Consider the following 25019-nt stretch of genomic DNA (forward strand, 5'->3'; position numbering starts at 1 on the left):
TCAGGCGAATGGGTGGCAGCTGTGCGCAGGCTGAGAAACCGGAGATGCAGGACCCGGCAGACCCTAAGGTCTCCCACACACAGCCGCCATAGCACGAAAATTCAGGCGTAAAAAAACGCCAACAATCGTGGGGCGTAGCTGCGTGGCATCTTACTCGGGTTCTCAGGCCCGGTCGCTGAATTGGCAGCGACGGGGGGCGAAGTTAGCCGGCAAGGATGAGGTCGGCAATCGTAGCGATCTGCTGGCCGGGGATGGCCGGGACACCACAACCCCTGTGGGAGCGGGCTTGCTCGCGAAGGCGGTGTGCCAGGCAACATTGATGCTGGATGTGACGGCCTCTTCGCGAGCAAGCCCGCTCCCACATTGGATTGGTGGTGCCGTCACTTTTATGTACGACGCTGACCCCCTGTGGGAGCGGGCTTGCCCGCGAAGGCGGTGCGTCAGGCGACATTGATGCTGGATGTGACGGCCTCTTCGCGAGCCCGCTCCCACAGGATTGAGAGCAGTCAGTTATTTATGGGGTTTATCCAGCAAGCGGAAAAACCGCTCACGCACCTGCAGACTATCGCTGTGCGCCACGTTGAAGCGCAGGAACTGACTGGCATTCGGCCCTTTGCTCAGCAAGGTACCCGGTGCCAATACCATGTTATTTTCCAGGCCTTGGCGAGCCAGATTCTCGGCGTGCAAGCCCTCCGGCAACTGCGCCCAGATAAACACGCCTTCGCCGGGCAACGAGGAAAGCGAACACCCGGCCTGAGCCAACCAACTGGCCACTCGACTGTTGGATTCATACAACCGGTCCACCGTGCGCCGCGCATGCTTGGCGTAGCTGCCGTCGCTGAGCATGGTGCAGGTAATCTGCTCCGCCAGTTCCGAGGTCACGCCACCACAGGCCATTTTCAGGGCGACCATCCGTGCCGCCAGTTGTGGCGAGAGCACGGTGTAGCTGACGCGGCTGTTGGCGGTCAGGGTCTTGGAGAAGCCGGACACATAACTCACATTGTCCAGCCCGCTGGCCGCCAGGCGCGGGGTGCGGCGTTGCTGGATATCGCAATACAGATCGTCTTCGACGATGTGGAAGCCATGGCGGTGGCTCAGTTCCAGCAAGCGGTAGACCTGGGCCGGGGTGAACGAGTGGCCGGTGGGGTTATGCAGTGTGCTGTTGGTCATGTACAGCACGGGTTTGTGGGCGATCAGCAGTTGCTCGAGCGCGTCGAGGTCCATGCCGTCGCAATCCCGGGCGATGGTGATGACTTTGGCCCCGTGCAGCGCCAGGTTGGCGTGCATGTTGAAGTAGCAGGGGGCATCGAGCAGTACGGTGTCGCCGGGTTTGACCAGCAGGCGCATCAGCAGGTCGATGGCCTGCATGGTGTTGGCGGTGGTGATGATCTGGTCCACCGGCGCTTCGATGCCGAAGGTCGCCAGTTTGACCCGCAAGGCCTGGCGCAACGGCAAGTAACCGCCGGCCACGCCGTACTCGCCCATGCGCAACGATGTCGCTCGCAGGGTACTGCGCACGGCTTTCTGCAATTCTTCGGCGGGTAGCCACGAGGTCGGCAGGAAACCGCAGCCGGGGCGCAGCGCACCGTTGTCCAACAGCAGTGCGCGGCGAATCACGCTGAGGGTGTCCTGGGGTTGCAGGTCCGGGCCGGTACCACTTTTCAGCGCCGCTTCGGAGCGATGCACGTAATGCCCCGAGCCCTGGCGCGACACCACCAGCCCCTTGGCCCGCATCCGGTCCAGGGCATCGACCACCGTGGACTTGCCCACGTTCATCAAGTCGGAGAGTTCGCGAATCGGCGGCAGCTTGGCGCCGTGGGGCAGGCCCCCGGTGCTGATGGCTTGCGTCAGCTGATCGACGATCTGCTGCACCAGCGGCGCGCCGGGCTGGAATTCAATGGCGGCAATGACTGCACGTTGAACCTGCATTTTACTGGTCTCTCCGGCAGTAAAGTTCGTTGGATTCTATACGAACTTGCCCTGATCAGGACAAGCCTCTCTCTCTACCATGCCCTTACAGACTTTTCTGAATGTCGGCCTTGGTTGGCGGGCGTTCATCCGGTTCCTGAGGTGCTGCATGAGTGTCGAAACAACGGTCGCGGTGGCCAAACCGGTCATTAACCTGCGGTTATTCACGATCCGGATCATCACGGCTGTCTCGCTGTTCGCGGTGCTGGGCAAGGCCAACGTCTGGCTCGACACGGCCACCAACAGCATCCTGGCCCTTGGATATCGCGCCTTGTTGCTGCTGTTGCCCCTGACTTTACTGGTGCTTGGCCGCCGCTCCCTGAGCGTCACGCTGCTGTGTGCCGGCCTGGGCCTGGTGCTGCTGGCGCTGACCAGCAATCAAGGCATGGTGATGTTTGCCGCCGCACTCTTTGCCTACGGCATTGCCATAGCCGGTTACCTGATCAAGAGCGAAGCGGCCCAGACCAAGGAAGGTGCGGCCTACAACCGCGTGGCCATGAACATGGGCAGCCTGGTGGCCGGTTTGATCCTGCTGTCGCCGCTACTCACCCCAACGATGTTTTTCCTCGGTGCGGCGGCGTTCGTGTTGCTGTGCCTGCCGATCGCCCTCGGCGCGACCTTCACCAGCGAACCGGTGCTGGCCCGTCCGGCCAGTCAGGTCGGCAGCCGCTGGGGTAACAAACTGCCGTGGGTGATCGCCGGGATCATCATGGGCATCAAGCTGTTCGGGGTGTTCTCGATCCTGCCACAGGCGATCCTGCTCAAGACCGGCGAGTTGCCGGCCTGGTACGGCTTGATGCTGATCCTCAACAGCGCCGTGGTGGTGTTCGCCCAGGTGCCGGTGATGAAGCTGATCGAGCGCACCGGGCGCTTCAAGGTCGTGGCGGTGATCGGGATCATCGTCGGCGGCTTTGCCGTGCTGTCTTCGCCCGCCGCGTTCCACGTCGAAACCCTTGTCGGGGCGCTGATCTGGGTGGCGTTGCTGTCGATCGCCGAATGCGCCTTCAGCTACCTCGATTACTTCTCGGTCAAGCAAAACAACATGTTCGTCAAGGAAGTGTCCCTGGGTGTGGGGGCCGGGCTGACCGTGTTGATCATGCGAGTGGTGCCGGCGCCGTACAACGCGCTGGTCCTCGCCGCCATCGGCGCCGGCGGGATCCTGGCCTGGTACTGGCTCAACCGTCAATCCAATGCGTCGTTGCATGACTGAGTCATCGCCGTTGCGGTTTTCACTTTGCAGGTCGGGGGCATTAATGAATACGACTTCATGCGTGGTAGTGGTCGGGTACAACGGCAATCGGGTTCACGACATCCAGAAACTGCGCGAGCTGTGCAAGTCGCTCTACAACGCCAGGCTCATCCTGCTGGTCGAGAAAATTCAGCCGCATGACGACCAGGTGGCCGATCACGTCTGCAGCACTTCGCTGGCCGAGAAAGATGTGGCGGCATCCCTTGAACTGGTGGTGGGGTGCCTGAATGCCGACAACTGGAAACTGATCGGCGTACTACCGTTCTCCGATCGCGGCGTGCTGCTTGGTGCAGCGCTGGCCAGCCACTTCGGCCTGCCGGGCATTACCCCGGACGAAGCGCGGGCGGGGCTGGACAAGCAGATCTTTCGCCGGCTCGAAGCGGCGGCCGGCACCTCCCCTGAAGAATACCGGCCAGTGTTTTCCGCACGAGTCGAAAGCCTGCCGGAACTGCGCCAGCGCGTCGTCGAACTGGGCGGCAAGGCCTTCATCAAACCGGCCTGCGAAGGCGCCAGCCGAGGCTGTCGCGTCATCCATCACCCTTCGGAATGCGATGACGCCTGGCTCGCCCTGAAGCCTTATCGCGAAGGCGGCATCGTCCTTGAAGAGCTGGTGCAGAACGCACGCGAATACAGCTGGGACTACGTGGCCGGCAGCACCTGGGTGACTGAAAAAACCACCACCGAAGGCGCCTACCGCGCCGAGATCCAGCAAGTCGTCCCTGCACCGCTTGCGGCGCAGGTTCAGGCACGCTTGATGGCTGCCGGTCGGCATATGGCGGGTCTGGTGTCCGGGGACAACGGTGCCTGGCACAACGAAGTGTTCCTGCGCCGCGACAACCTGACCAGCGCCGTGGAAACCAACATGCGCCCTGGCGGCATGCACATCTGGGACCTGGCCAAGCGCGCCTTCGTCAATTTCGATCCGTGGGAACGCTGGGTGCGCTGGGCGGTGGAAGGCAAGACCGAGCAGCATGAGCCAGTGGCTCGCGGCTACTGCGGCATTCGCCTGCTAAGAGCGCCAGCCGGCGGCATCCTGCGGGCAACACCAGACATCGAGGCCCTGGCCCGCGTACTGCGCATCGACCTGGTGGAAGGGCAGTACGCCAAGCGGATTGGCGACTCGGTCAGCGCGCTGGTCAAAGACAACTTCTCATTCATCGGCCACATCGTGTTGTTCAACGAACACTACGGGCAACTGAGCAACGACCTGTTGCGCCTGGCCGAGTCGATTGAGTCACGCATTGAGGTGACTAGCCTGGCACCGGCCACCCGCGCCGTGTGCTGAGTCCGCAAGCACCCGTTTTTTGCATTACTGATCAAGAGGGTTCGATCAATGATCCAGCACATGACCTGCGATGAACGCTTCATCGCCCTGGCCAAAGAGTTTGGTTATGACATCTACGGCGAAAACACCGCAGGCGGGCATTACGCGCCGCTGATCCGTCATCACGATGAGCTGTACATCAGCGGCCTGGTGCCACGCATGAACGGCAAGATCCATTACCCCGGCCGCGTCGGGCTGGACCTCAGCATGGCCGATGCGCAAGCGGCCGCCAGCATCAGTGCGATGCGCGGACTGGCGTTGATCGTCGATGCCATCGGTTCGCTGGACAAGATCAAGTCATTGATCCGGGTAACGGTCTATGTGAAGTCCACGGCGGATTTTGTCGACTTGAGCGAAGTGGCCAACGGCGCCTCGGATGTGTTCAGCCACGTGTTGGGCGATGCCGGTAAACATACGCGCACTACAGTCGGTGTTTATCAATTACCCAAGAATGCCGCGATAGAAGTGGATATGATCGCCGCCTTGCGCCCATCGGTTTTGTAAATTAATTTCAGACTTTACAGCGCTGAACCCTATAACTTAAGGTTTAGCGCTAAAGTGTGGGAAATAAAAAGAAAGGGCGTGCGAATGGATAACTTTCAAGGTGCGTTTTTTTCATATAAGGACTTTCGTCAGAGCCTGCATCATCGACCGCAAAGTGCCAAGGTGTGGAAAGGCACTGAGTTGGCGGGAATGCGTCAGACCCTTGAGGCCAGCGACGTGGATATTGTCGCCTTGGCTCACGACAAGAGCATTGACGGCTGTGCAGTGACGCCCGGGATGGCGATCGCCATGCAATGGCTGAACCCCGGTGTGACGCTCAACGGTCACGCCCATTCCTGGTGGCATCTGTTCGTTATCCAGTGTGGCAGTGGCGTGCTGAGCCTCGGCGATGCCGATGGGGTCAACATCAGCAGCGGCGACGTGCTGCTGGTGCCGGCCTGGACCCGGCATGGCTTCGTCAACACCAGCAAACACGAGCCTCTGGCGATGCTGAACATGAGCAACATGCCACAAATGGCACTGCTCTCGAACTTTGCCGACAGCCATGGCCTGATCACCACCCAGCCGTAATTACCCAACGAATCAACCCAGGGAGCCAACCTTCGTTGGCTCCCTTTTTTTGTTTTACAGGCCTGCCCCTGTATCTCCATTTGCAGCGCTTTTGGCGGCGTGTCTGCCGGTAAAGAGCCACTTTCTGTATCGATTGAAACGGACAAATTCTGTATCTATTCAGCCTTCATTCAACTAACTACGATCACTTCCAATGCACGTTAATCCCTGCAGTCAGTCAATGGAGTGCTCTATGGAAAACAGGAAGCTAAAACTGTATGTCGGCGCCGATCATGTCAGCGCTTTCGCGATGTCGGCTTTTGTCGCGCTCAAGGAAAAGCAACTTTCATTTGAACTTGTCACGGTTGATCTGAAATCACGCGAAAACTATGGGGCGAGTTATCGCGATCTTTCGCTGACCTGCAAAATTCCAACGTTAGTTCACGACGATTTTGCCTTGTCGGAATCATCGGCGATTGCCGAGTACCTCGATGAACTCTGCCCGGGGCATAAAAAACTCTATCCGCAAGGCCTCCAGCAGCGTGCCCGCGCCCGTCAATTGCAGGCCTGGCTGCGCAGTGACTTGCTGGTGGTGCGCAAGGAGCGCCCGTTTGACCTGGTGTACTTCGGCAAGAAAAACACCGCGCTGTCCGACGAGGCCCAAGCCGCCGTCGAACGCCTGTCGTTCGTCGCCGACCATTTGCTGGAGGAGGGCGCCGAGCATCTGTTCGGTGACTGGAGCATTGCCGACACCGACCTGGCAATCATGCTCAACCGCCTGGTTGCCAACGGCGATCCGGTGCCGGCACGGCTCCAAGCCTATGTGCGTCGCCAGTGGGACCGCGACAGCGTTCGGGCGTGGATGGACATAGAGCGCAAAGCGCCGGCCATCGCCTAACAACACTCAGGGCAACCACCAGGAGCGCGGCCATGCAAGGACTGTCGGAGCACGAACGCTACAAACCCTATAACTCACGCACCATCCGCGACACACCTTACTGGCACAAGCTGACGCCGGCGTTGCAGGAGGCCATGACCGTCGTGGCCCGGGTCATGCCGTTTCGCACCAACGACTATGTGCTGGGCACGCTGATCGACTGGGACAACATTCCGGACGATCCGGTTTTCCGCATGACCTTCCCCCACAAGGACATGTTGCTGCCAGAGGAATACGCCTCGCTCAAACAACTGATCGAGCTGGATGACAGCGCGGCGATCAAGCGCCGGATCGAGGCGATCTGGCTGCGCATGAACCCGCATCCGGCCGGACAGTTGACCCACAACGGCGTCACGCTCAACGGCAAAGTCCTACCGGGCATCCAGCACAAGTACCGCGAGACCGTGCTGTTTTTCCCCGGTGCCGGTCAGACCTGTCACGCGTACTGCACCTTCTGTTTCCGCTGGGCGCAGTTCATCGGCGAAGAAGAGCTCAAGTTCAACGCCCGAGAGTCCCAGGAGCTGGTCAGTTACCTGCGGGTGCATACCGAAGTCACGGACGTGCTGATTACCGGCGGCGACCCGATGATCATGAACACCCGCTCGCTGGCCGGTTACATCGAGCCGCTGCTGCACTTGCCACACCTCAAGAGCATCCGCATCGGCACCAAATCGGTGGCGTACTGGCCGCAGCGTTTTGTCAGCGACAAGGATGCGCCCGAGTTGCTGGAGCTGTTCCGGCGCATCGTCGCGGCGGGAAAAAACCTGTCGATCATGGGCCACTACAACCACCCGGTGGAGATCCGCCAGGCCATCGCCCGCCAGGCCATCGAGCGCATTCGCTCGACGGGCGCGACGGTGCGCATGCAGGCGCCGGTGATCCGCCACATCAACGAAAACCCCGCCGATTGGGCCGCGCTGTGGACCGAAGGTGTGCGGCTCGGGGCCGTGCCTTATTACATGTTCGTCGAGCGTGACACCGGTCCCAGCCACTACTTCGCGATGCCGCTGGCCCGGGCCTTCGAGATCTTCCAGGCCGCGTACCGCACGGTGTCCGGGCTGGCGCGCACAGTGCGCGGGCCGTCCATGAGCACCTTCTACGGCAAGGTGTTGATCAACGGCATCGAGACTGTCGCCGGGGAAAAAGTCTTTGTCCTGCAGTTCCTCCAGGCACGCAATCCGCAATGGGTGTTGCGCACGTTCTACGCGCGCTTCGATCCGCAGGTGACCTGGTTCGACGACTTGCAACCGGCCTTCGGCGAGCGCTCGTTCTTCTTTCAGACCGAGCTCGCCACCGTGCCGGAATTGATACCGGTGTTGCTGGAAACGGCGTAGGAACATTCATGAACAATGGGGAGATATGGATATGAGCGGTATCCCGTTTGATCAGCGCGAGGGTGTCATCTGGCTCGACGGCGAGTTCGTCGAGTGGTCCCGGGCGCAGTTGCATGTGCTGACCCATGGCCTGCATTACGCGAGCACCGTGTATGAAGGCGAGCGGGTCTACAACGGCAGGATCTTCAAGCTGCGCGAGCACAGTGAGCGGCTGTACCGCTCGGCGCACCTGATGGATTTTGCCATCCCCTATGAGCTGGCCGAACTGGAAGCGGCGAGCCATGAACTGCTGCAACGCAACAAGGTGGTCGAGGGTTATCTGCGCCCGGTGGCCTGGCGCGGCAGTGAAATGATCTCCACCTCGGCGCGCTTCAACCGTGTGCACGTGGCCATCGCCTGCTGGCAGTGGCCGAGCTATTTCGACCCGGCGGCGCGCATGGCCGGCATCCGCTTGAAAACCGCGAGCTGGCGCCGTCCGCCACCCTGCAGCAGCCCGTTCGAGGCCAAGGCTTCCGGGCATTACCAGATCGCCACGCTGAGCAAGCACGACGCCGAGAACACGGGTTACCACGATGCGCTGATGCTCGACTGGCGCGGCCACGTCGCCGAAGCCACCAGCGCCAATGTGTTCTTCGTCAAAGGCCGGACGCTGCATACGCCGCTGCCGGATTGTTTTCTCAACGGCATTACCCGGCAAACCGTAATCGAACTGGCCAGGGCGTTGGATTATCAGGTGGTTGAGCGGACGATTCTGCCTACGGAGCTTGGCGACTTCGATGAATGTTTTCTCACCGGCACCGCCGCCGAAATCACCCCGGTGCAGAGCATCGATGAGCGCCGCTATCGACCGGGCGACGCCTGCCGCGACTTCATTGCCGCCTACACCTCAACCGTAAACGCCTGATCACCTGCCAGGAATCTCACCATGTCGGATCAAGGGATTGTTGCGTCTCAACCTTACATTTTGCTTGGCCATCGCCATGAAGAACTGTCGACGCTGGGCTGGACTGTGCTGACTGCGGACGAATTTGCCGATGATGTCACCGGCACCTTGCAGGCGTTCGGTCGGATCATTCCGCAGTTCAACGGCCAGACGGCCTTTGCCATTACCCGCAAGCCAGGCTACGAAGACTTGCCCTATTCCCAGAGCATGAACGGCATTGGCCCGCACACTGAGGCGCCGGTGTACGGCCCGCCGCCGCGTTATCTGGCGTTGCATTGCCATAAGCAGGCCACGTGCGGGGGCGGGCACACCGGTTTGGTGGACGGCTACGAATTTCTCAAGTCCCTGGAGCGCAGTGAACCAGAACTGCGTGAGTGGCTGGATGACACGCCGGTAGAATTTGTCGCCACCGCCAAACCGGGCGAACCGGGACAACGGCGGGTCAAGGAGTACATCCTCACGCCTACGGAGGACGGGGATATTTTCCGCTTCAGTTACAACCAGTTTCACTATGGCGATGTAAACCCGTCAAAGGAAGCTCTACAACAATCCCTGGTCGCCAACAGCTCCTCGCCGCTGGCCAGGTTTGCCGCGCTCGGCGAGGCGTACTTCGTCGAGCACAACATTCCGGTGCTGATTCCCGACGGATGCCTGCTGATTTGGGACAACTGGCGGATGATTCACGCCCGCAGTCGTTACACTGATCCGGCGCGCAACCTGACCCGCTATTGGTTGGCCTGATTTTTCCGGCGCCCTTCATTCTTTTGGCGTACCCCTTGGCGGGTACGCGTCTTACAGGTATCGCGTCATGCAAACAGCAATCGAGATCGCCCAGGTCGATCATCAACTGATCGTGCGGCTCAACCAGGCCTGGACCAGGCGCGCCTCCGTCTGTGCGCCGGACAGGGCCCAGATCATTGAAGCGTTCGACCCGCTGCGCCCGGATTACCCGGAGTGCATGGTGCCGTTTTTCCATCACCCGACATTCCAGGCCTTGAGTGACGAGCTCAAAAGCAGCGTGGTGACCTGGGGCTGGATCGGCTACAACCTGCGCACCGTCACCGCCGAAGAACACATTGTCAATCCGGCCCTCAGCGTCATTGCCAATCAGTACCTGGGCAAGGACGACTGGCATTTTCGCGAGGCCATGCAACAGACCCTGATCGACGAGCACTACCACACACTGATGCACCTGCGCGCCATCGAACGGACCAGACTGGAGCGGGCGCTGGATCAGAATCTGGATCTGCCGCCGTCCGTCACTTACCTGCGCCTGAAGGCCTTGCAGGCAGAGCTGACCGAGCCATGGCAGCGGGATCTGGCGGCGATCACCTTTGCGGTGGTGGCCGAAATCAGCGTCAACGCCTATCTGGATCTGCTGGCGGATGACCAGACCATCCAGCCGCAGAACCGCCAGGTGGCCGAGCAGCACAACCGCGACGAATACGCCCACAGCAAGGTGCTGGCTGAAGTGGCGAAGGTCATGTACGCGAACATGCAGCCGACCCAGCGGGAGTTTTTCGCTCGCAACCTGTCGGTGGCGCTGAGTGCTTTTATCGCTCAGGACTACTCGATGTGGGAGGCGATTCTGACGCAACTCGGGGTCGAGGAGGCGGTGTTGATCATTGCCGACACCCGCGAGAGCAACAAGAACGCGACCATCATGCGCGACTACAGCGGCCTGCATAAGCTGGCACAGGACCTGGGCATCAGCGACCAGATCGATTTCGACTTCCGTCCGACCCTCAAAACCACGGCGGCCGCCTGAGCCCGGAGGTGTCTATGTCCATGCCTGTGTACGAAGTGTTCGCCATCCGTGTCGGCGCAAACGCCCAGCGCACCGCCAGGGAGAATTTTCTCTACGACGCCTGTTGCGGTGATCCGAATGCGCCGATGCCGCTGGATTACTACTTCTGGGTCATCCGCAACGAGCAGCAGGTGATCGTGGTCGACACCTGTTTCCAACCGGCCACGGCGGATCGGCGCAATCGCCAGATGTACCGCCTGCCGGAGGAATCCCTGCGACAGCTGGACATCGATCCGGCCCGGGTCGAACACCTGATTCTGACCCATTTGCATTGGGACCATGCCGGCAACCTCGGGCTGTTTCCGAAGGCGACCGTGCATTTGCAGGAAGCGGAACTGCGTTTTTGCACCGGGCCGAAAATGTCCCATCGCACGGTGAACAAAACCTACGAGGTCGAGGACGTGATGTCGGCGCTGCCGCCGCTGTTCGAAGGGCGGATGCGTTTGCACAGCGGCACGGTCGAAGTGTTGCCAGGTGTGACCCTGCACCCCGTGGGCGGACACACGCCGGGCAGCCAGGTGGTGCGCGTGAACACTGAGCGCGGCTGGATTGTACTGGCCTCGGATGCCGCGCACCTGTGGGTGAATATTCGTGAGCGCAGTCCGTTCCCGATCCTCGATGACCTGGCGCAAACCCTCGAAGCCTTCACCGAGATAGACCGCCTGGCCGATGGCGAAGACCACGTCATCCCCGGCCACGACCCGCTGATCGCCGAGCGCTTCCCGCACTGGAATGACGATCCGCATATCGTTTGTCTGCACCAACCCCCGATCTGAAGATCACCTCAAACCCTGTGGGAGCGGGCTTGCTCGCGAAAGCGGTGTGTCAGACACATCAATTTTGAACGTACTGACGCCTTCGCGAGCAAGCCCGCTCCCACAGTGCCGGTGTTAACCCTGAGCTTTCAGGATACGTCCCAACGTCTGCAGTGCCTCATCAATCCGTGGCGAATACGGCGCACCGCAGCCAATGCGCACAAAGTGATCGAAACGCTCGGTGTTGGAAAAGATATCCCCAGGGGAAATCTGGATGCCGACCTTCAGCGCTTCGTGAAAAAACGCCATGGATGAATGTCGGCGAGGCAATTCCACCCATAACAGCGTGCCGCCTTGCGGGTGGGTCATGCTGGTGCCGATGGGAAAATAGCGGGCGATTGCCGTGCTCATCTGCGCGCGTTGTACGGTCAGGGTTTTCCTCAACCGTCGCAGGTAACGTTCATAAGAGGGTGTGCGCATGAATTCGCTGACCGCCAGTTGCGATAACAGCTCGCACCCCCGCGACTGCGTATGCTTGAGCATCTCCACACGGTCGTGCCATTTGCCGGCGCTGATCCAGCCCAGGCGCATGCCCGGTGCCAGGGTTTTGTTCAGCGAGGCGCAATAGATCACGTTGTCGGTGCGGTCCCAGTGTTTGAGCGTGGACAGCGGCTGCTCGGTGTCCACCAGGTCGCCGTAGGTGTCGTCTTCGATCAGCACGGTGTTGTGCTCGGCGCACAGTTTCACCAGCCGTGCCTTGTTGGCGTCGGGCATGATGCTGCCCAGCGGGTTTTGCAGGTTGGGAATGACGATCAACGCCGTGACCCGTTCAGGGCCTTGCAGCAGCAGTTCCAGGGCCGCCAGATTGAGCCCGGTGTGAGCCGAGGCCGGGACTTCCAGTACTCGCAGGCTCAGGCTTTCGATAATTTGCAGCAGACCGTAGAAGGTCGGCGACTCCACGGCCACGGTGTCGCCGGGGCGGGTGATTGCACGCAAGGCCAGGTTGATCGCTTCGGTGGCGCCGTTGGTGATCACGATCCGCTCGGGGGCCAGGTGGGTCTTGCTGACTAGCGCCCGCCGCGCCAGGAGGTGGCGCAATGCGCTGTTTCCGCAGGTCGAGCCCGCGACGCCGAGCAGGCGGGTGTCGTAGCGCAGCGACTTGATCATGTTGTCTTGCAAGGTCTTCAGCGGATAAAGCTCCGGCGCGCAGTAGGCGCTGGCAAAATTGACCTTGATCGTTGCGCGCTGACTGGCCTTGAGCACCGTTGAAACCTGTTGATGAATGCCGACATAGGCGCTGGTATCCAGCGCTGGCGCCGAGGCAACCGGGGCGGGCCTGGGCAGGGCGTCGGGCTGGCGAATGTAGTTGCCGGAACGCGGTCGGGCTTCCAGCACGCCGCAGTCTTCCAGTTCCCGGCACACCTGTACCGCGGTCGACAGGCTGACGGCGTGTTTTTCCATCATCAAGCGGATCGAGGGCAAGCGCTCACCGGTTTTCAAGGTGCCGCTGCGGATAGCGTCCAGATAGTGATTGGCCAGTTGGCGATACAAAGGGGTCGTGTTCATGATGACCTCAGCAGTTGCACCACCGAGGTCTGGGCTGGAAAGTGAGTTGACGCTCCCCGCAGGCGGACCCGTGGTGCTCATGGGTGAAGGGAAGGGTTGTTCAGCGTCGATACTGGAAGAGTAATCGCGGTTTTGCCCGAATCACGGGCAATAAAAAGCCCCGCACGGATGGCGGGGCTCTTGAGTCAGTCGCTGAGGACCTTGTGGTGAAGGGGGTTGCCTGTGGCGAGGGGGCTTGCCCCCGTTCGGCGGCGAAGCCGTCGTAAACTCGGTGAATGCGGTTTTCCTGAAAGACTCAAATAGGTTGATTGGGGTGGCTGCGCCACCCAACGGGGGCAAGCCCCCTCGCCACAGGCAAGCTCCTCAGCACAGGCAAGCCCCTGACCACAACTGCCGCGATTACTGCGCGGCGATGCTATACCCATCGAACGCCGTCTGCTGTTGCAGGGCGGTGATGATGTTCTTGCGGTTGACCGCTTGCTCGGCGCCGCTGTTGTCCAGGAACGTCTCGCTTTCCAGTTCCGCCTCATCGCCTTCGCCAACGAAGGTGAAACCGAGGAACTCCAGGGCTTCACGGTCGACGTTCAGGCGCGAGCGCGGGGTGCGCAGCGGCAGGGTGACGCTGATGCCGTCCTTGCTGATGGTGAACACTTCGACTTCTTTCTTGGCCTTGGCGGCCTTGCTCTTGCCGCCGCTCGGGTTGCTGATGGCCTGGTGCGTCTGGTTCAGCACCTTCAGGGCCAGGCCGTAGACGATCTCCTGGAACGCCGGGTCGTCCTTGAAGCTGGAGAGGATGCGGCTGATCGGAAACTTGCTGCTCAGGTCTTCCAGCGCGGCGATGTCGGCGGCTTCGGCGTCCTTGAGTTGCTTGAGCTGGCCCATCAGTTCATAGGCCTTGTCGTCGTCGAAGCTGTCGTGGGCCTGCCGAATGGCGGCGCGCAGTTCGCGGATCTGGTCACTTTCGCGGGTGGACTGGAAAGCGTCCAGCACCATCTCGCTGATGGTTTTCGCCTGGGGTACGTGTTGTGAAAGATTGATGGAGTTTTCGTATTCCGCTTTGGACGACAAGGTGACTACGGATTCAGCGGTGTTGGAATCGGACATTGAAATTTCACTACTTCTTTGAACTTGAATAGGGGCGAGAAAGCCCGGGGGCTTTTTCAGGCCGCCTAATCTATTGGACCGGGACGGCGTTGTCACGGATGAACAGGCGGCTGGTCATGATTTCGCTTTCTGTAGGAGCGAGCTTGCTCGCGATGGACGTTAACGATGACGCGTTCATTCTGGATGAGCGCGGTGCCTTTGAGATCATCGCGAGCAAGCTCGCTCCTACAGGGGATTGCGGCGGTTGAACGAAAAAAGCCCCGCGCTTGTATGGCAAGCGCAGGGCTTTTTTTGAAGTGCTTACGGATGCAGGAGTTTCTGCGCCCGCTTATCCGCCAGATGCTGAACCACCAACCGTCCGATCAGCACCAGCAACGTCAGCGAGATCAACAACACCGAGATCGCCGCGACGCTCGGGTCGACGTTATCGCGCAAGCCGCTCCAGATGCGCTTGGGCAGGGTGTCGACGTTGACACTGGTGATGAACAGCGTCACCGCCACTTCTTCCCAGGACAGGGCGAAACCCAACAGCGCGGTGGAGGCCAGACCCAGTTTCAGGTTCGGCAGGATCACCATGAACGTGGTCTGCATCAGGCTGGCGCCAAGGTTGCGCGAGGCCAGTTCGATGCGCCGGTCGATCTGGCTGAGGGCCACCAGCATGGTCACTACACCGTACGGCACCACCATGATCACGTGGGCAATCACCACGCCGGTCAGGGTGTCGTAGCCCATGCCCGGCGCGAAGCGACCGAGCTTGGTCTCCATGAAGTACAGCACCAGTGCGGAAATCACCGGCGGGATCGCCATCGGCAACAGCACCAGGCCGATCAGGGCCGTGGCCCATTTGGAGCGCATGTACCAGATGCCGAGGCTGAAACTGGCGGCCAGCAGGGTGGCGATGAGGCTGGTGGCGAAGGCGATGCTCAGGCTCTGGCTGATGGCGTGGAACCAGTCCGGGTTGCTCACCAGCGCTTCGTAGTGGCGCAGCGACCAGTTGCCTTCGGGCATCGACAGGAAGCGCTTGCTGGTGAACGACACCGGAATGACCGTCAGCAGCGGGAACAGCATGAAGGCCATGGCGACCACGGCCAACAGCCGCGTACTCAGGCTTGTGCGATGGGTATTCATAGTGATCTCAGCCTACCAGTCGGTTGACGCGGGTCATTTTCAACAGCACCCAGATCAGCGCGCTGACCAGGGCCAGCAACACCACGCTCAGTGCCGCGCCCAGGCCCCAGTTGCTGGTCTGGAACATTTGCAGGAACACATACTCGGCGATCATCACCGTTTGCCCGCCACCCAACAGCACCGGGGTGATGAAGAAGCCCAGGCAGAACACGAAGACCATGATGAACGCGCCCAGAATGCCCGGCAGGGTCTGCGGCAGCAGCACTTGCCAGAAGGTGCGCAAGGCACCGGCCCCCAGGCCGCGCGAGGCCATGAGCACACGCTGGTCGAGTTGACGCATGGTCGACAGCAGCGGGAACACCGCATACGGAATCATCACGTGGAGCATGCCGATGACCACGCCTATCTCATTGCGGCTCAGTTGCAGCGGCTGGTCGATCAGCCCCATGCCCATCAGGCCGTTGTTGAGCACGCCGTTGCTGCGCAGGGCGATCAACCAGCCGAAGGCCCGCACCAGCACGGAAATCCAGAACGGAATGAAGATGCAGATCTCCACCACGCGCTGCCAGAACGGCGGGCTGAACACCCAGCAGTAGGCCAGCAGGTAACCGATCATCAAGGCCAGGCCACTGACGGTCAGGCACAGGCGCAACGTGCGCCAGAGCATTTCGTGGATCGCCGGGTCGGTGGCGATGCGCTGGTACTGCTCGATGCCCGGCGTCGGCAGCGAGAAGCTCCAGCCGACCACGCCGAGGAATGGCAGCACGTAGAAGACCAGCAGCAACACCGGCAGCGGAAACAGCAACAGGCCGCGCTCCAGGCCCGGCGAGCTGAAGCGGGGCTTGGGGGCGGTCAGGGTCGAGGTCAGGGTGGTGGTCATGGTCACAGGCTCACTTGGACAACCGCGTCAGGTACTCTTCCAGGGCTTTGGAGTAGTTGTCGGCGTACCACTGGGCGTTGAGAGCGATCTGCTTTTTCAGGTTTTCTTCGGAGGCGCAGTTGGCTTCCAGTTGCTTGGTCGACATCAGCTTTTCCGTGGCGCTGTTGGAAGGCCCGTTGCCCAGCAGTTCGAACAGCTTGAGCTGGCCTTCAGGCTGCAAGGCTTGCTGGATGAACTGCATGGTCGGTTGAGTGCCGCCGGGGTTGCCGTTCAATACCGCCCAACTGCTGGAGTTGATGAAACCGTTGTCGAAGCTCCAGCGCACGCGGTTGTCGGTGTCTTCGCTGAGCAGCTTGGCGCGGGTGTGCCAGATCGCACCCACCGACACCTCGCCGTCGACCATCAGTTGCTGGCTCTCGGCCCCCGAACTCCAGAACGACAAGACGTGCGGCTTGATCTCGTCGATCTTCTTCAGGGCCCGTGGCACGTCCAGCGGGTACAGCTTGTCAGCTGGAACGCCGTCGGCCAGCAACGCCGCTTCGAGCATGCCGTTCATCCATTTGTACAGCGTGCGCTTGCCGGGGAATTTCTTCACGTCCCAGAAATCGGCCCAGGTCTTGGGCCCGTTTTCACCGAATTTTTCGCTGTCCCAGGCCATCACGTAGCTGAACTGGTAGCTGGCGATGCCGTAATCGGAAGAGAGCGCCGGGGCCACCTGATCGCGCTTGATGGTGTTGTAGTCCAGTGGCTGCAGGATCTTTTCCCGGCCCAGCACGATGGCGCTGTAGCTCTCGACGTCGACCACGTCCCAGCTCGGTTGGCCGCTGGCCAGTTGCGAGCGGATGGCGCCTTCGGTCGGGCCGGCTCCGTCGATGCGCACCTGGATGCCGGTGTTCTTGGTGAAGGTGTCGGTCCACGCCGAGCGGAACGCGTTCAGGGCGTCGCCGCCCCAGTTGACCACCACCAGCGGCTTGTCCGCCGACCAGCTGATGCCGCTGCGCAGCGCCAATGGCACCGCGGCCAGCAGGCCCATGGCCTGGATGAAGGTGCGGCGGTTGATCTGACCGTCGCGGGCCTTTTCGATAAGCACTTCGATGCAGTCTTGTTGGTGATCCTGGCGCATGGGCAAGTCCTCAGTTGGCGGGTGCCTGCATGGGCACCGGCCTTTTTGTTGTCATTGGAAGAGAGCTTTGTGACGCAGTTTTTTGCGGTTCAGGCCTGTAGCAGGAAGCTTTGCTGCACCGGCCAGCTCAGCCACACCGGCGCGCCGCCGGGCATCGACGCCCCCGGGTGATTGCCGGGTACGGACAGGTTGATCGGTAGCGTGTCGCCGCCGACCTTGAGCGCCAGATGGGTGCTGGAGCCTTGATAAACCTTGTCGGTGAGTTGCGCGGGCATCACGTTGTAGCCCTCCCGGGTCGGGCACTCGCTGTGCAGCTCCATGTGCTCGGGGCGCACGGCCAGCACGATCGGTGCCGCACTCAGTGCGTTCGGCGCCTGGGCATGCAATACGCTGGTGCCGCAGCGGCCGCTGGCGGTCTGGCCGTTGCGGGTCAGGTTGTCCAGCGGGAACAGGTTCATCTTGCCCAGGAACTCGGCGACGAAACGGCTCTCGGGGCGGTTGTAGATGTTCTCCGGGGTGTCGACCTGGGTCAGCTTGCCGTGGTTGAAAATCGCGATGCGCGAGGACAGCGCCAGCGCTTCGTTCTGGTCGTGGGTGACGAACACGAAACTGGTACCGACCTGACGGTGGATGCGTTGCAGCTCGGTTTGCAGTTGTTCGCGCAGGTTCTTGTCCAGCGCCGACAGTGGCTCGTCGAGCAGCAGAAGTTCCGGCTCGAACACCAGCGCCCGGGCAATCGCCACGCGCTGCTGCTGGCCGCCGGACATCTCGGCGGGTTTCTTGTGCATGTGTGCACCGAGGCCGACCACTTCAAGGATGTGCTTGACCCGGCGATTGCGTTCTTCAACGGGGACTTTGCGGATGCGCAGCGGGTAGGCCACGTTGTCGGCCACGCTCATGTGCGGGAACAGCGCATAACCCTGGAACACCATGCCGTAGTTCCGCTTCTCGGCGGAACGCCGGATGATGTCGACGCCTTGCTCCATCAGCTTGCCCGAGGTCGGGCTGAGGAAACCGGCCAGAATCATCAGCAAGGTGGTTTTGCCCGAGCCGGACGGACCCAGCAGGGTAAGAAATTCACCTTGGCGAACGTCGAGATCGACGTTATCCAGCGCCGCGAAACGGCCGTAATACTGGCTGATACCTTGAGCGCTGAGCTGAATCGCTGAACGGCTGGACACTATGGAGTTCCTCTTTTTATTGCCCATAAGACGTACGAGGACGGATGCGAATCCGAAATGGGCTTTGGGCTTATTATTGTTAAAAATATCGCTACATCAATGGAATTATTTTGCTCGTATTGGTTAGTTTTTTTACCCAATTTGAGGGCCTGTAGGAGCGAGCTTGCTCGCGATGGTCGCCAACGATTACGCGCCCAAACTGACACCCAACGGTGTTCTCTGGTTTTTCGCGAGCAAGCTCGCTCCTACAGGGGAATGGGGTGTCAGAGGGTGTCCTGCCAGGTCTGGCGGGACGATTGCAGCTGGGTCTTGACCCAGTTGCCGAAGGCCTGGACCACGGCGCGGTCGGCCTTTTGCGGGTCTGCCGCCAGGTAGTAGCCACGGTGCAAATCGATGGTGATGTCGAACGGGCGCACCAGCAAACCCTTGGATAACGCATCACCGCTGATCAGGTTGTCACCAATGGCGATGCCCTGGCCGGCAATGCACGCGGACTGGGCGCAGTGCGCATCGGAGAACAGGATGCCGCCCGTCGCGTTGACCGCGGAAGCCCCCGCGGCGGTCAGCCACACGCGCCAGTCCGAGTAGTCGGTCATGTGCAGCAAGGGGTAGCTGCTCAGTTCCTGCGGGCTTTTCAGACCGCCCAAGGCGTTGATCAGGCGCGGGCTGCACACCGGAAAGAAACGCAATGCCACGATCTCCTCGACGATCATTTCCGGCCAGTCGCCAATCCCGTAGGCGATGCACAGGTCGGCAGCCGCGTTGGTTACGTCATCCGGCGTGCGGGGCGAAATCAGCTGCAGTTGCACTTGCGGGTACTGACGCAGAAACGCACCGATGTGGTGGCACAACCAATAGGTGGCGAACCCCGGCGCACAACTGACGCACAGCCGCCCGGAGATTTCCTGGTCGTCGACCAACTGCCCGGCGTCGAGCAGGTTCAACAGAATCCCGTGCACTTCCCGCGCATAGCGTTCGCCCTGATACGTCAGGCCGATGCCTCGGCCAATGCGCTCGGTCAGGGCGAAACCGACACACTCCTCGAGCTTGCTGATCTGGTGGCTGATGGCGCTGCGGGTCAGGTTCAGTTCACGGGCCGCGACCGACACGCTGCCCAGACGGGCAACCGCATCCAGCGCACGAAGGGCTGTCATCGAAGGGAAACGCATAAATCATCCCGCTGAAAGTTGAAAGAAACAGGCAATCGCTGAACCCCTGTGGCGAGGGAGCTTGCTCCCGCTCGACTGCGCAGCAGTCGCTGGTAATGGGGCCCTACGCGACCCAGCGGGAGCAAGCTCCCTCGCCACAAGGTTAGCGCTTGCTCTTCTGTATGGTGACGTAAATCGAACAGTCAGGCCAAAAAAAATCGATTGTTGTATCGGTTGATTCAACAATACTAGCCCCATTCGTCGTTGGGCCGAGCTGGCCCCTTATCCAAGAGGTGCTGCATGACCCGTTGTGCCGAGGCGCTCGTTCAGTTGCTGGAAGGCTATGGTGTTGAAACCGTCTTCGGTATTCCCGGCGTGCACACCGTCGAGTTGTATCGTGGCCTGCACGGCAGTCGCCTGAAGCACATCAGCCCGCGCCACGAACAGGGCGCCGGGTTCATGGCGGACGGTTATGCCCGTGCCAGCGGCAAGCCCGGGGTGTGCTTCATCATCACCGGACCGGGCATGACCAACATCATCACCGCCATGGGCCAGGCCTATGCCGACTCGGTGCCGATGCTGGTGATTTCCACCTGCAACCGTCGCGAACACCTGCGCCTGGGCCATGGCCACCTGCATGAAATGCCGGATCAGCGCGCGCTGGTCGCCGGGGTCTGTGCCTTCAGCCATACGCTGCAACACCCGTCGCAATTGCCGGAAGTGCTGGCACGGGCCTTTGCCTTGTTCGGCTGTACGCGGCCGCGGCCGGTGCACATCGAGATTCCGCTGGATGTGCTGGAGATGTCTGCCGACGGGCTGGACTTGCGTGCGCGTTCATTGCCTGCCGCGCCGGCCCCTGCGCCGCAAGCCATTGATGACGCCGTGGCCCTGATCAACAACGCCAAGCGTCCGTTGATTCTCGCCGGTGGCGGTGCGCGCCGGGCCAGTGAGGCCCTGACCGCACTCGCCGAACGCCTGCAGGCCCCCGTGGCGCTGACCACCAACGCCCGCGGTTTGCTGGCCCCCGAACATCCTTTGTTGCTCGACGGTGTGCAGTCCTCGGCCCATGGTCGCGAACTGTTTGCCGAGGCCGACCTGGTGCTGGCCGTCGGCACCGAGCTCGGGGAAACCGACTACGACTTTTTCGGTCTTGGCCCTATGCAGTTCAAGGCACCACTGATTCGACTGGATATCGATCCCATGCAAATACTCGGCGTACAAGCGGCCGCGGTCGGCTTGCTGGGCGATGCCGGGCAAGGCTTGCTGTTGTTGCTCGATCGACTGCCGCAGCGCCAGGCCGATCCAGCCTGGGCGGCTGAGCGAGTGGGCAAGGTCAACGCCCTCGAACACGCCGGCTGGAGCGCCAGACAATCACGTATGCAAGCGCTGCTCGATACCCTGCGCGATCACTTGCCGCAGCCACTGATCGTCGGCGATTCGACCCAACCGGTGTACCAGGGCGCCCTCGGCTACCGGGCGCCAACCCCCAATAGCTGGTTCAACGCCGGCAGCGGCTACGGCACCCTCGGCTACGGTTTGCCCGCCGCCATCGGCGCCAAACTGGCCCAACCTTTGCGCCCGGTGGTGGCGTTGGTCGGCGACGGTGGCTTGCAGTTTTCCAGCGCCGAACTGATCGCCGCCAAAGAGGCCGGCGTCGGCGTGATCCTGCTGCTGTGGAACAACAGCAGCTACGCCGAGATTCGCGACTACATGAACGCCAAGGCGGTGCCGTTGCTAGGGGTGGACATCCTCACGCCGGACTTCGCTACGCTGGCGCAAAGCTGCCACGTCAGCCATCACCGGGCACGTGATTTGGACGGCTTGCGCGAGCTGCTGGGGCAACTCGGCAGTAGCGATGAGCCGGTGATGATCGAGGTCGACGCCGCCATGTTTCTGGCTGACTAAAACAACAACAATTTTTTCAGGTCGCCGAAACGTAGATCGTCCGGCAGACCTTTCAATCTCCTGAACTCAAAGGTGGCTTACATGGCTGAGTCCGATAACTTTTCCTCTACCCATTCCGTGCAGGGGACCTACGCCGACCTGATCCTCGCCAACGGGCGTATCTACACCCAGGACCCGGCCAACCCGTGGGCCGAGGCCGTGGCCATCCGCGACGGCAAGTTGATCGCAGTCGCCAGCCTCGGCCAGATCGAGATGTTCAAGGGCCCGACCACTCGCGTGCACGACCTGCAAGGCGCATTCTGCATGCCGGGCCTGCACGACATGCACACGCACCCCGACCTCGCGCTGGCGCCGCGCTACGCCGATGACCTCGACGTCGGCATCGAAGACCCGACCCCGGAGCAGTTGCGCGAAAGCATCCTCGCCTATGCCGACAGTCATCCCGGCGACGGCTGGATCTACGGTCAGTACTGGGTGCGCTACACCTTCCGCGAGGCCGGCCTGACCCCGGGCCGCGAGTGGCTCGACAGCGTCATGCCGGACCGTCCGGTGGCTCTGCTCGACCGCATGTGGGGCACCATGATGGTCAACTCCAAGGCCCTGGAGCTGGCCGGCATCGATCGCCACACGTCCGACCCGCGTAACGGTTATTTCGAGCGTGACGAGCTGAGCGGCGAACCTACCGGCCTGATGATCGACGGTGCCTACGCGATGATCCACGCCGCCATGCCACCGACACCGGTCAGCGTGCTGCGTCGCGCCTACCGCGATGGCGTGCACTTCCAGAGCTCGCGCGGCGTCACGGCGAGCAAATACGTGCACGTCTGCGAACAGCGTTTGCAGGCCCTCAAGGAACTCGACGACTGCGGCGAACTGACGGTGCGCATCGAAGCGGCGATCAGTTGGCAGGACGACATCTTCCCGGTGCGTCGTCGCTGGGAGCTGCTGGCCGGCGAACGTCACTACTACCGCAGCGCGCGCCTGAGCGCCAACGCGGTGAAGTTTCACTTCGACGGCACCGTGGAGCCGAAGTCTTCGTACCTGCTGACCCCGTGGCCGCAGGAGTCGAGCTGGCGCGGCAAGCTCAACCTGACCCCGGAACACATCACCGACATGGTGGTGGACATGGACCGCAAGGGCATCCGCGTGATCGCCCACTGCACCGGTGACGGCGCGTCCGATGTGTTCCTCGATGCCGTGGCCGAGGCCCGTCGTCGCAACGGTTTCAGCGGTGTGCGCCACCAGTGCGCCCACAGCACCTTGCTGCACCCCGGCAACCTGCCGCGCTTCAAGGAGCTGAATGTCATCGCCGAATTTTCCCCGGCCGCCTGGTACCCGACGCCGTTTGCCAGCGGCGCGCGTTCCGGTTACGGCCAGGAACGCCTCAAGCGCATCTACGATTTCAAAGGCGTGCTCGCCGCCGGTGGCACTGCGGTGATGGGCACCGACTGGCCGGTGGCGTCCATCGACCCGTGGCTGGCGCTGGAAACTATGATCACCCGGCAGAACCCATGGAACGACGACCCGGCGTGCTTCGGCGACCCGATCAGCCTCGAACAGGCGCTGACCGTGATCACCAGCAACGGCGCCGTGGCCATGGGCCTGGAACACAGCACCGGCAGCCTGCAAGTGGGCAAGTCGGCGGACCTGATCGTCATCGACCGCGACCTGTTCGCTGCACCGGCACGCAACTACATCCACAAGACCCAGGTGCTGCTGACCTTCGTTGAAGGGCAGCTGGTCTACGACCGCCACTCAACCCTGGAAACCGTCGGCCTCAAAGCCGTCTGGCAAGGCGAACCACCGGTGCTGGAGGGCAAGGCAGAATGACTTCCCCACGTATCGCCGTGACCGTGGTGTCGGGTTTTCTCGGCGCCGGTAAAACCACACTACTCAACCGCATGGTGCGCCGTGCCGAAGGCAGTCGGCTGGCGGTGATCGTCAACGATTTCGGCGAGCTGAACATCGATGCGGCCATCGTTTCCGAAGTCACCGACGCGGTGTACAGCCTGCAAAACGGCTGCATCTGCTGCACGGTGCAGGAAGACCTGCTGGCGCAACTCGCCAGCCTGGCGCAGCTTGAACCAAGGTTGGAGCGTATCGTCATCGAGTGCAGCGGTGTGTCCGATCCGCAGCGCATCGTGCAAACCCTGGCCTACCCGCAACTGCGCAGCCAGATGCAACTGGACATGGTGATTACGGTGGTCGACGTCACCCGCCATCTGCAACTCGACGGTGAATACGCGCGCCTGGCTCGGGCGCAGGTGGCCGCTGCCGACCTGCTGTTGCTGAACAAGACCGACCTGGTCGACGAGGCGCAGTTGCAGGCGTTGCGCAATGCACTGGGCGCCAGGACGCGTGTGCATGAAAGTGTGCAAGCCGAGTTGCCCGATGCGTTGTGGCTGGATACCGATCTGGACCTTGAGCCTCGGGCGCAGAAACCGCTGACCCGGGTGTCCGATGGCGATCACGGCGAGATGTTCAGCAGCTGGTTGTGGCAGAGCAACGCGGCCCTCGATGTCGAGTGCTTGCGTGGCTGGTTGAGGGCGCTGCCCAGTGATGTATTCCGGGTCAAAGGCCTGGTGTTGCTGACGCCGGGCAGCACGGCGCACTGGCTGCAACATGTCGGCACCCGCAGTCAGTTTCTGCCGGCGCTGGATGACGCCCAGGCCAACACCACACGCCTGGTGTTCATCGCTCGCCGGGGCTTCGATGGCTGGGAGGCCTTGGGGCAAGGGCTGGAAGATTGCACTGCGAAAGAGGTAGCCGGGGTATGACATCGACAGAGCAACGTCTGCGTGAAGAGTTGGCCGCCTGCTACCGCTTGATTGCGCACTTTCGCATGACCGATTTGATCTTCACCCACATCTCGGTGCGCATTCCGGGGCCGGAGCATCACTTTCTGATCAACCCCTACGGGCTGATGTTCGACGAAATCACCGCGTCCAATCTGGTCAAGATCGACCTCGATGGCCACGCTGTGGAGTCGTCGCCGTACCCGGTGAACCCGGCCGGTTTCGTGATCCACAGTGCCATCCATGGTGCCCGTGACGATGCGCAATGTGTGCTGCACACCCACACCAAATCCGGGTGTGCGGTGGCGGCGTTGAAGTGCGGGTTGTTGCCGGTCAATCAGATTTCCATGGAGTTCTACGGTCGCGTCGCTTATCACGATTACGAAGGGGTGGCGCTGGACCTGAGTGAGCAGCAACGGCTGGTGGCGGACCTGGGTGACAAGCCGGTGTTGATGCTGCGCAACCATGGCTTGCTGACGGTGGGCGAAACGGTGAGCCAGGCGTTCCTGCGCATGTACTACCTGGAAAAAGCCTGCGAAATCCAGTTGGCCGCGCAAGCGGCCGGTGAAGTTGTTCTGCCGTCGCACGAGGTCTGCGCGCATACCGAACGCCAGTTCAATGATCCGGGGCGGCCGTTGGATGAGGGCGAGTTCGATGACCCGGATGCCATGCAACTGGCCTGGGCGGCCTTGTTGCGGATGCTGGATCGAGTGGCGCCGGGTTATCGCGACTGATCCAGATCCTGTGTTGTTTGAGCCGGCCTCTTCGCGAGCAAGTCGGATCGCCGCACCGCCGCTCCCACAGGGGAATGCATTCCAA

Annotated in this window: 23 protein-coding genes; 15 read left to right on the plus strand and 8 right to left on the minus strand. The window is 61.6% G+C overall.

What is annotated here, in order from left to right:
* Positions 1-510 precede the first annotated feature (510 nt).
* On the minus strand, positions 511-1929 hold the full coding sequence (locus AC3WN7_RS20950) for an aminotransferase-like domain-containing protein (protein ID WP_102674846.1): 1419 nt from the start codon (positions 1927-1929) through the stop codon (positions 511-513).
* A 148-nt stretch (positions 1930-2077) separates the two neighbouring features.
* On the opposite strand from AC3WN7_RS20950, the gene AC3WN7_RS20955 reads away from it, so the two are divergent.
* The 10 genes from AC3WN7_RS20955 (at position 2078) to AC3WN7_RS21000 (ending at position 11391) form a co-directional block, all read left to right on the plus strand.
* Positions 2078-3178, plus strand: coding sequence for an MFS transporter (locus AC3WN7_RS20955; protein WP_102674845.1), 1101 nt, complete (start codon positions 2078-2080; stop codon positions 3176-3178).
* 43 nt (positions 3179-3221) lie between these two features.
* Positions 3222-4502, plus strand: a complete 1281-nt coding sequence (locus AC3WN7_RS20960) for an ATP-grasp domain-containing protein (protein WP_102674844.1) — start codon at positions 3222-3224, stop codon at positions 4500-4502.
* Positions 4503-4550: 48 nt separating this feature from the next.
* Positions 4551-5045, plus strand: a complete 495-nt coding sequence (locus AC3WN7_RS20965) for a RidA family protein (protein ID WP_046040191.1) — start codon at positions 4551-4553, stop codon at positions 5043-5045.
* An 84-nt stretch (positions 5046-5129) separates the two neighbouring features.
* Positions 5130-5615 carry a cupin domain-containing protein gene (locus AC3WN7_RS20970; RefSeq protein ID WP_095965829.1) on the plus strand — a complete coding sequence of 162 codons (486 nt, stop codon included), beginning with the start codon at positions 5130-5132 and terminating at the stop codon, positions 5613-5615.
* A 232-nt stretch (positions 5616-5847) separates the two neighbouring features.
* Positions 5848-6492, plus strand: coding sequence for a glutathione transferase (gene yfcF / locus AC3WN7_RS20975; RefSeq protein WP_095965828.1), 645 nt, complete (start codon positions 5848-5850; stop codon positions 6490-6492).
* Between the two features lie 32 nt (positions 6493-6524).
* Entirely contained in the window at positions 6525-7865 is a 1341-nt protein-coding gene (locus tag AC3WN7_RS20980) for a KamA family radical SAM protein (protein WP_102674843.1), read from the plus strand.
* Between the two features lie 31 nt (positions 7866-7896).
* Positions 7897-8769 carry a branched-chain amino acid aminotransferase gene (locus tag AC3WN7_RS20985; RefSeq protein WP_102674857.1) on the plus strand — a complete coding sequence of 291 codons (873 nt, stop codon included), beginning with the start codon at positions 7897-7899 and terminating at the stop codon, positions 8767-8769.
* Between the two features lie 21 nt (positions 8770-8790).
* Positions 8791-9549: a TauD/TfdA family dioxygenase gene (locus AC3WN7_RS20990; protein ID WP_102674842.1), complete on the plus strand. Its 759-nt coding sequence runs from the start codon at positions 8791-8793 to the stop codon at positions 9547-9549.
* Positions 9550-9616: 67 nt separating this feature from the next.
* Positions 9617-10576, plus strand: coding sequence for a diiron oxygenase (locus tag AC3WN7_RS20995; RefSeq protein WP_102674841.1), 960 nt, complete (start codon positions 9617-9619; stop codon positions 10574-10576).
* Positions 10577-10590: 14 nt separating this feature from the next.
* A complete protein-coding gene (locus AC3WN7_RS21000) occupies positions 10591-11391 on the plus strand; it encodes an N-acyl homoserine lactonase family protein (RefSeq protein WP_102674840.1) in 801 nt (266 codons plus the stop codon).
* A gap of 114 nt (positions 11392-11505) precedes the next feature.
* Here AC3WN7_RS21000 and AC3WN7_RS21005 read toward each other — a convergent pair whose 3' ends face one another.
* Complete coding sequence (locus AC3WN7_RS21005; protein WP_095965823.1) at positions 11506-12936, minus strand: aminotransferase-like domain-containing protein; 1431 nt, start codon at positions 12934-12936, stop codon at positions 11506-11508.
* Between the two features lie 399 nt (positions 12937-13335).
* Entirely contained in the window at positions 13336-14040 is a 705-nt protein-coding gene (locus AC3WN7_RS21010; protein WP_007970398.1) for a hypothetical protein, read from the minus strand.
* A 116-nt stretch (positions 14041-14156) separates the two neighbouring features.
* Between AC3WN7_RS21010 and AC3WN7_RS21015 the strand changes: the two genes are divergently transcribed.
* The gene (locus AC3WN7_RS21015; RefSeq protein ID WP_256585698.1) at positions 14157-14288 is read left to right on the plus strand and encodes a hypothetical protein; all 132 of its coding nucleotides are present in this window, start codon (positions 14157-14159) and stop codon (positions 14286-14288) included.
* Positions 14289-14340: 52 nt separating this feature from the next.
* Here AC3WN7_RS21015 and AC3WN7_RS21020 read toward each other — a convergent pair whose 3' ends face one another.
* The 5 genes from AC3WN7_RS21020 to AC3WN7_RS21040 form a co-directional block, all read right to left on the minus strand.
* The gene (locus tag AC3WN7_RS21020) at positions 14341-15168 is read right to left on the minus strand and encodes an ABC transporter permease (RefSeq protein ID WP_102674839.1); all 828 of its coding nucleotides are present in this window, start codon (positions 15166-15168) and stop codon (positions 14341-14343) included.
* 7 nt (positions 15169-15175) lie between these two features.
* Entirely contained in the window at positions 15176-16048 is an 873-nt protein-coding gene (locus AC3WN7_RS21025; protein WP_095965821.1) for an ABC transporter permease, read from the minus strand.
* Between the two features lie 10 nt (positions 16049-16058).
* Positions 16059-17171, minus strand: coding sequence for an ABC transporter substrate-binding protein (locus tag AC3WN7_RS21030; RefSeq protein ID WP_102674838.1), 1113 nt, complete (start codon positions 17169-17171; stop codon positions 16059-16061).
* An 89-nt stretch (positions 17172-17260) separates the two neighbouring features.
* On the minus strand, positions 17261-18352 hold the full coding sequence (locus AC3WN7_RS21035; protein ID WP_095965819.1) for an ABC transporter ATP-binding protein: 1092 nt from the start codon (positions 18350-18352) through the stop codon (positions 17261-17263).
* Positions 18353-18615: 263 nt separating this feature from the next.
* Positions 18616-19521 carry a LysR substrate-binding domain-containing protein gene (locus AC3WN7_RS21040; RefSeq protein ID WP_102674837.1) on the minus strand — a complete coding sequence of 302 codons (906 nt, stop codon included), beginning with the start codon at positions 19519-19521 and terminating at the stop codon, positions 18616-18618.
* A gap of 279 nt (positions 19522-19800) precedes the next feature.
* On the opposite strand from AC3WN7_RS21040, the gene AC3WN7_RS21045 reads away from it, so the two are divergent.
* The 4 genes from AC3WN7_RS21045 (at position 19801) to AC3WN7_RS21060 (ending at position 24934) form a co-directional block, all read left to right on the plus strand.
* Complete coding sequence (locus tag AC3WN7_RS21045) at positions 19801-21405, plus strand: 5-guanidino-2-oxopentanoate decarboxylase (protein WP_102674836.1); 1605 nt, start codon at positions 19801-19803, stop codon at positions 21403-21405.
* 81 nt (positions 21406-21486) lie between these two features.
* Entirely contained in the window at positions 21487-23235 is a 1749-nt protein-coding gene (locus AC3WN7_RS21050) for an amidohydrolase (RefSeq protein WP_102674835.1), read from the plus strand.
* Positions 23232-24182: a CobW family GTP-binding protein gene (locus tag AC3WN7_RS21055; protein WP_102674834.1), complete on the plus strand. Its 951-nt coding sequence runs from the start codon at positions 23232-23234 to the stop codon at positions 24180-24182. Before AC3WN7_RS21050 ends, AC3WN7_RS21055 begins: the two co-directional genes overlap by 4 nt.
* Positions 24179-24934, plus strand: a complete 756-nt coding sequence (locus tag AC3WN7_RS21060) for a class II aldolase/adducin family protein (RefSeq protein ID WP_095965814.1) — start codon at positions 24179-24181, stop codon at positions 24932-24934. The genes AC3WN7_RS21055 and AC3WN7_RS21060 overlap by 4 nt, the downstream gene beginning before the upstream one ends.
* Positions 24935-25019: the final 85 nt, after the last annotated feature.

Source organism: Pseudomonas sp. FW305-70 (assembly GCF_058783925.1).

Coding starts and splice junctions, on each gene's coding strand:
- AC3WN7_RS20950 (WP_102674846.1), bottom strand. CDS start 1,929: ATGCAGGTTCAACGTGCAGTCATTGCCGCCATTGAATTCCAGCCCGGC.
- AC3WN7_RS20955 (WP_102674845.1), top strand. CDS start 2,078: ATGAGTGTCGAAACAACGGTCGCGGTGGCCAAACCGGTCATTAACCTG.
- AC3WN7_RS20960 (WP_102674844.1), top strand. CDS start 3,222: ATGAATACGACTTCATGCGTGGTAGTGGTCGGGTACAACGGCAATCGG.
- AC3WN7_RS20965 (WP_046040191.1), top strand. CDS start 4,551: ATGATCCAGCACATGACCTGCGATGAACGCTTCATCGCCCTGGCCAAA.
- AC3WN7_RS20970 (WP_095965829.1), top strand. CDS start 5,130: ATGGATAACTTTCAAGGTGCGTTTTTTTCATATAAGGACTTTCGTCAG.
- yfcF (WP_095965828.1), top strand. CDS start 5,848: ATGGAAAACAGGAAGCTAAAACTGTATGTCGGCGCCGATCATGTCAGC.
- AC3WN7_RS20980 (WP_102674843.1), top strand. CDS start 6,525: ATGCAAGGACTGTCGGAGCACGAACGCTACAAACCCTATAACTCACGC.
- AC3WN7_RS20985 (WP_102674857.1), top strand. CDS start 7,897: ATGAGCGGTATCCCGTTTGATCAGCGCGAGGGTGTCATCTGGCTCGAC.
- AC3WN7_RS20990 (WP_102674842.1), top strand. CDS start 8,791: ATGTCGGATCAAGGGATTGTTGCGTCTCAACCTTACATTTTGCTTGGC.
- AC3WN7_RS20995 (WP_102674841.1), top strand. CDS start 9,617: ATGCAAACAGCAATCGAGATCGCCCAGGTCGATCATCAACTGATCGTG.
- AC3WN7_RS21000 (WP_102674840.1), top strand. CDS start 10,591: ATGTCCATGCCTGTGTACGAAGTGTTCGCCATCCGTGTCGGCGCAAAC.
- AC3WN7_RS21005 (WP_095965823.1), bottom strand. CDS start 12,936: ATGAACACGACCCCTTTGTATCGCCAACTGGCCAATCACTATCTGGAC.
- AC3WN7_RS21010 (WP_007970398.1), bottom strand. CDS start 14,040: ATGTCCGATTCCAACACCGCTGAATCCGTAGTCACCTTGTCGTCCAAA.
- AC3WN7_RS21015 (WP_256585698.1), top strand. CDS start 14,157: ATGATTTCGCTTTCTGTAGGAGCGAGCTTGCTCGCGATGGACGTTAAC.
- AC3WN7_RS21020 (WP_102674839.1), bottom strand. CDS start 15,168: ATGAATACCCATCGCACAAGCCTGAGTACGCGGCTGTTGGCCGTGGTC.
- AC3WN7_RS21025 (WP_095965821.1), bottom strand. CDS start 16,048: ATGACCACCACCCTGACCTCGACCCTGACCGCCCCCAAGCCCCGCTTC.
- AC3WN7_RS21030 (WP_102674838.1), bottom strand. CDS start 17,171: ATGCGCCAGGATCACCAACAAGACTGCATCGAAGTGCTTATCGAAAAG.
- AC3WN7_RS21040 (WP_102674837.1), bottom strand. CDS start 19,521: ATGCGTTTCCCTTCGATGACAGCCCTTCGTGCGCTGGATGCGGTTGCC.
- AC3WN7_RS21045 (WP_102674836.1), top strand. CDS start 19,801: ATGACCCGTTGTGCCGAGGCGCTCGTTCAGTTGCTGGAAGGCTATGGT.
- AC3WN7_RS21050 (WP_102674835.1), top strand. CDS start 21,487: ATGGCTGAGTCCGATAACTTTTCCTCTACCCATTCCGTGCAGGGGACC.
- AC3WN7_RS21055 (WP_102674834.1), top strand. CDS start 23,232: ATGACTTCCCCACGTATCGCCGTGACCGTGGTGTCGGGTTTTCTCGGC.
- AC3WN7_RS21060 (WP_095965814.1), top strand. CDS start 24,179: ATGACATCGACAGAGCAACGTCTGCGTGAAGAGTTGGCCGCCTGCTAC.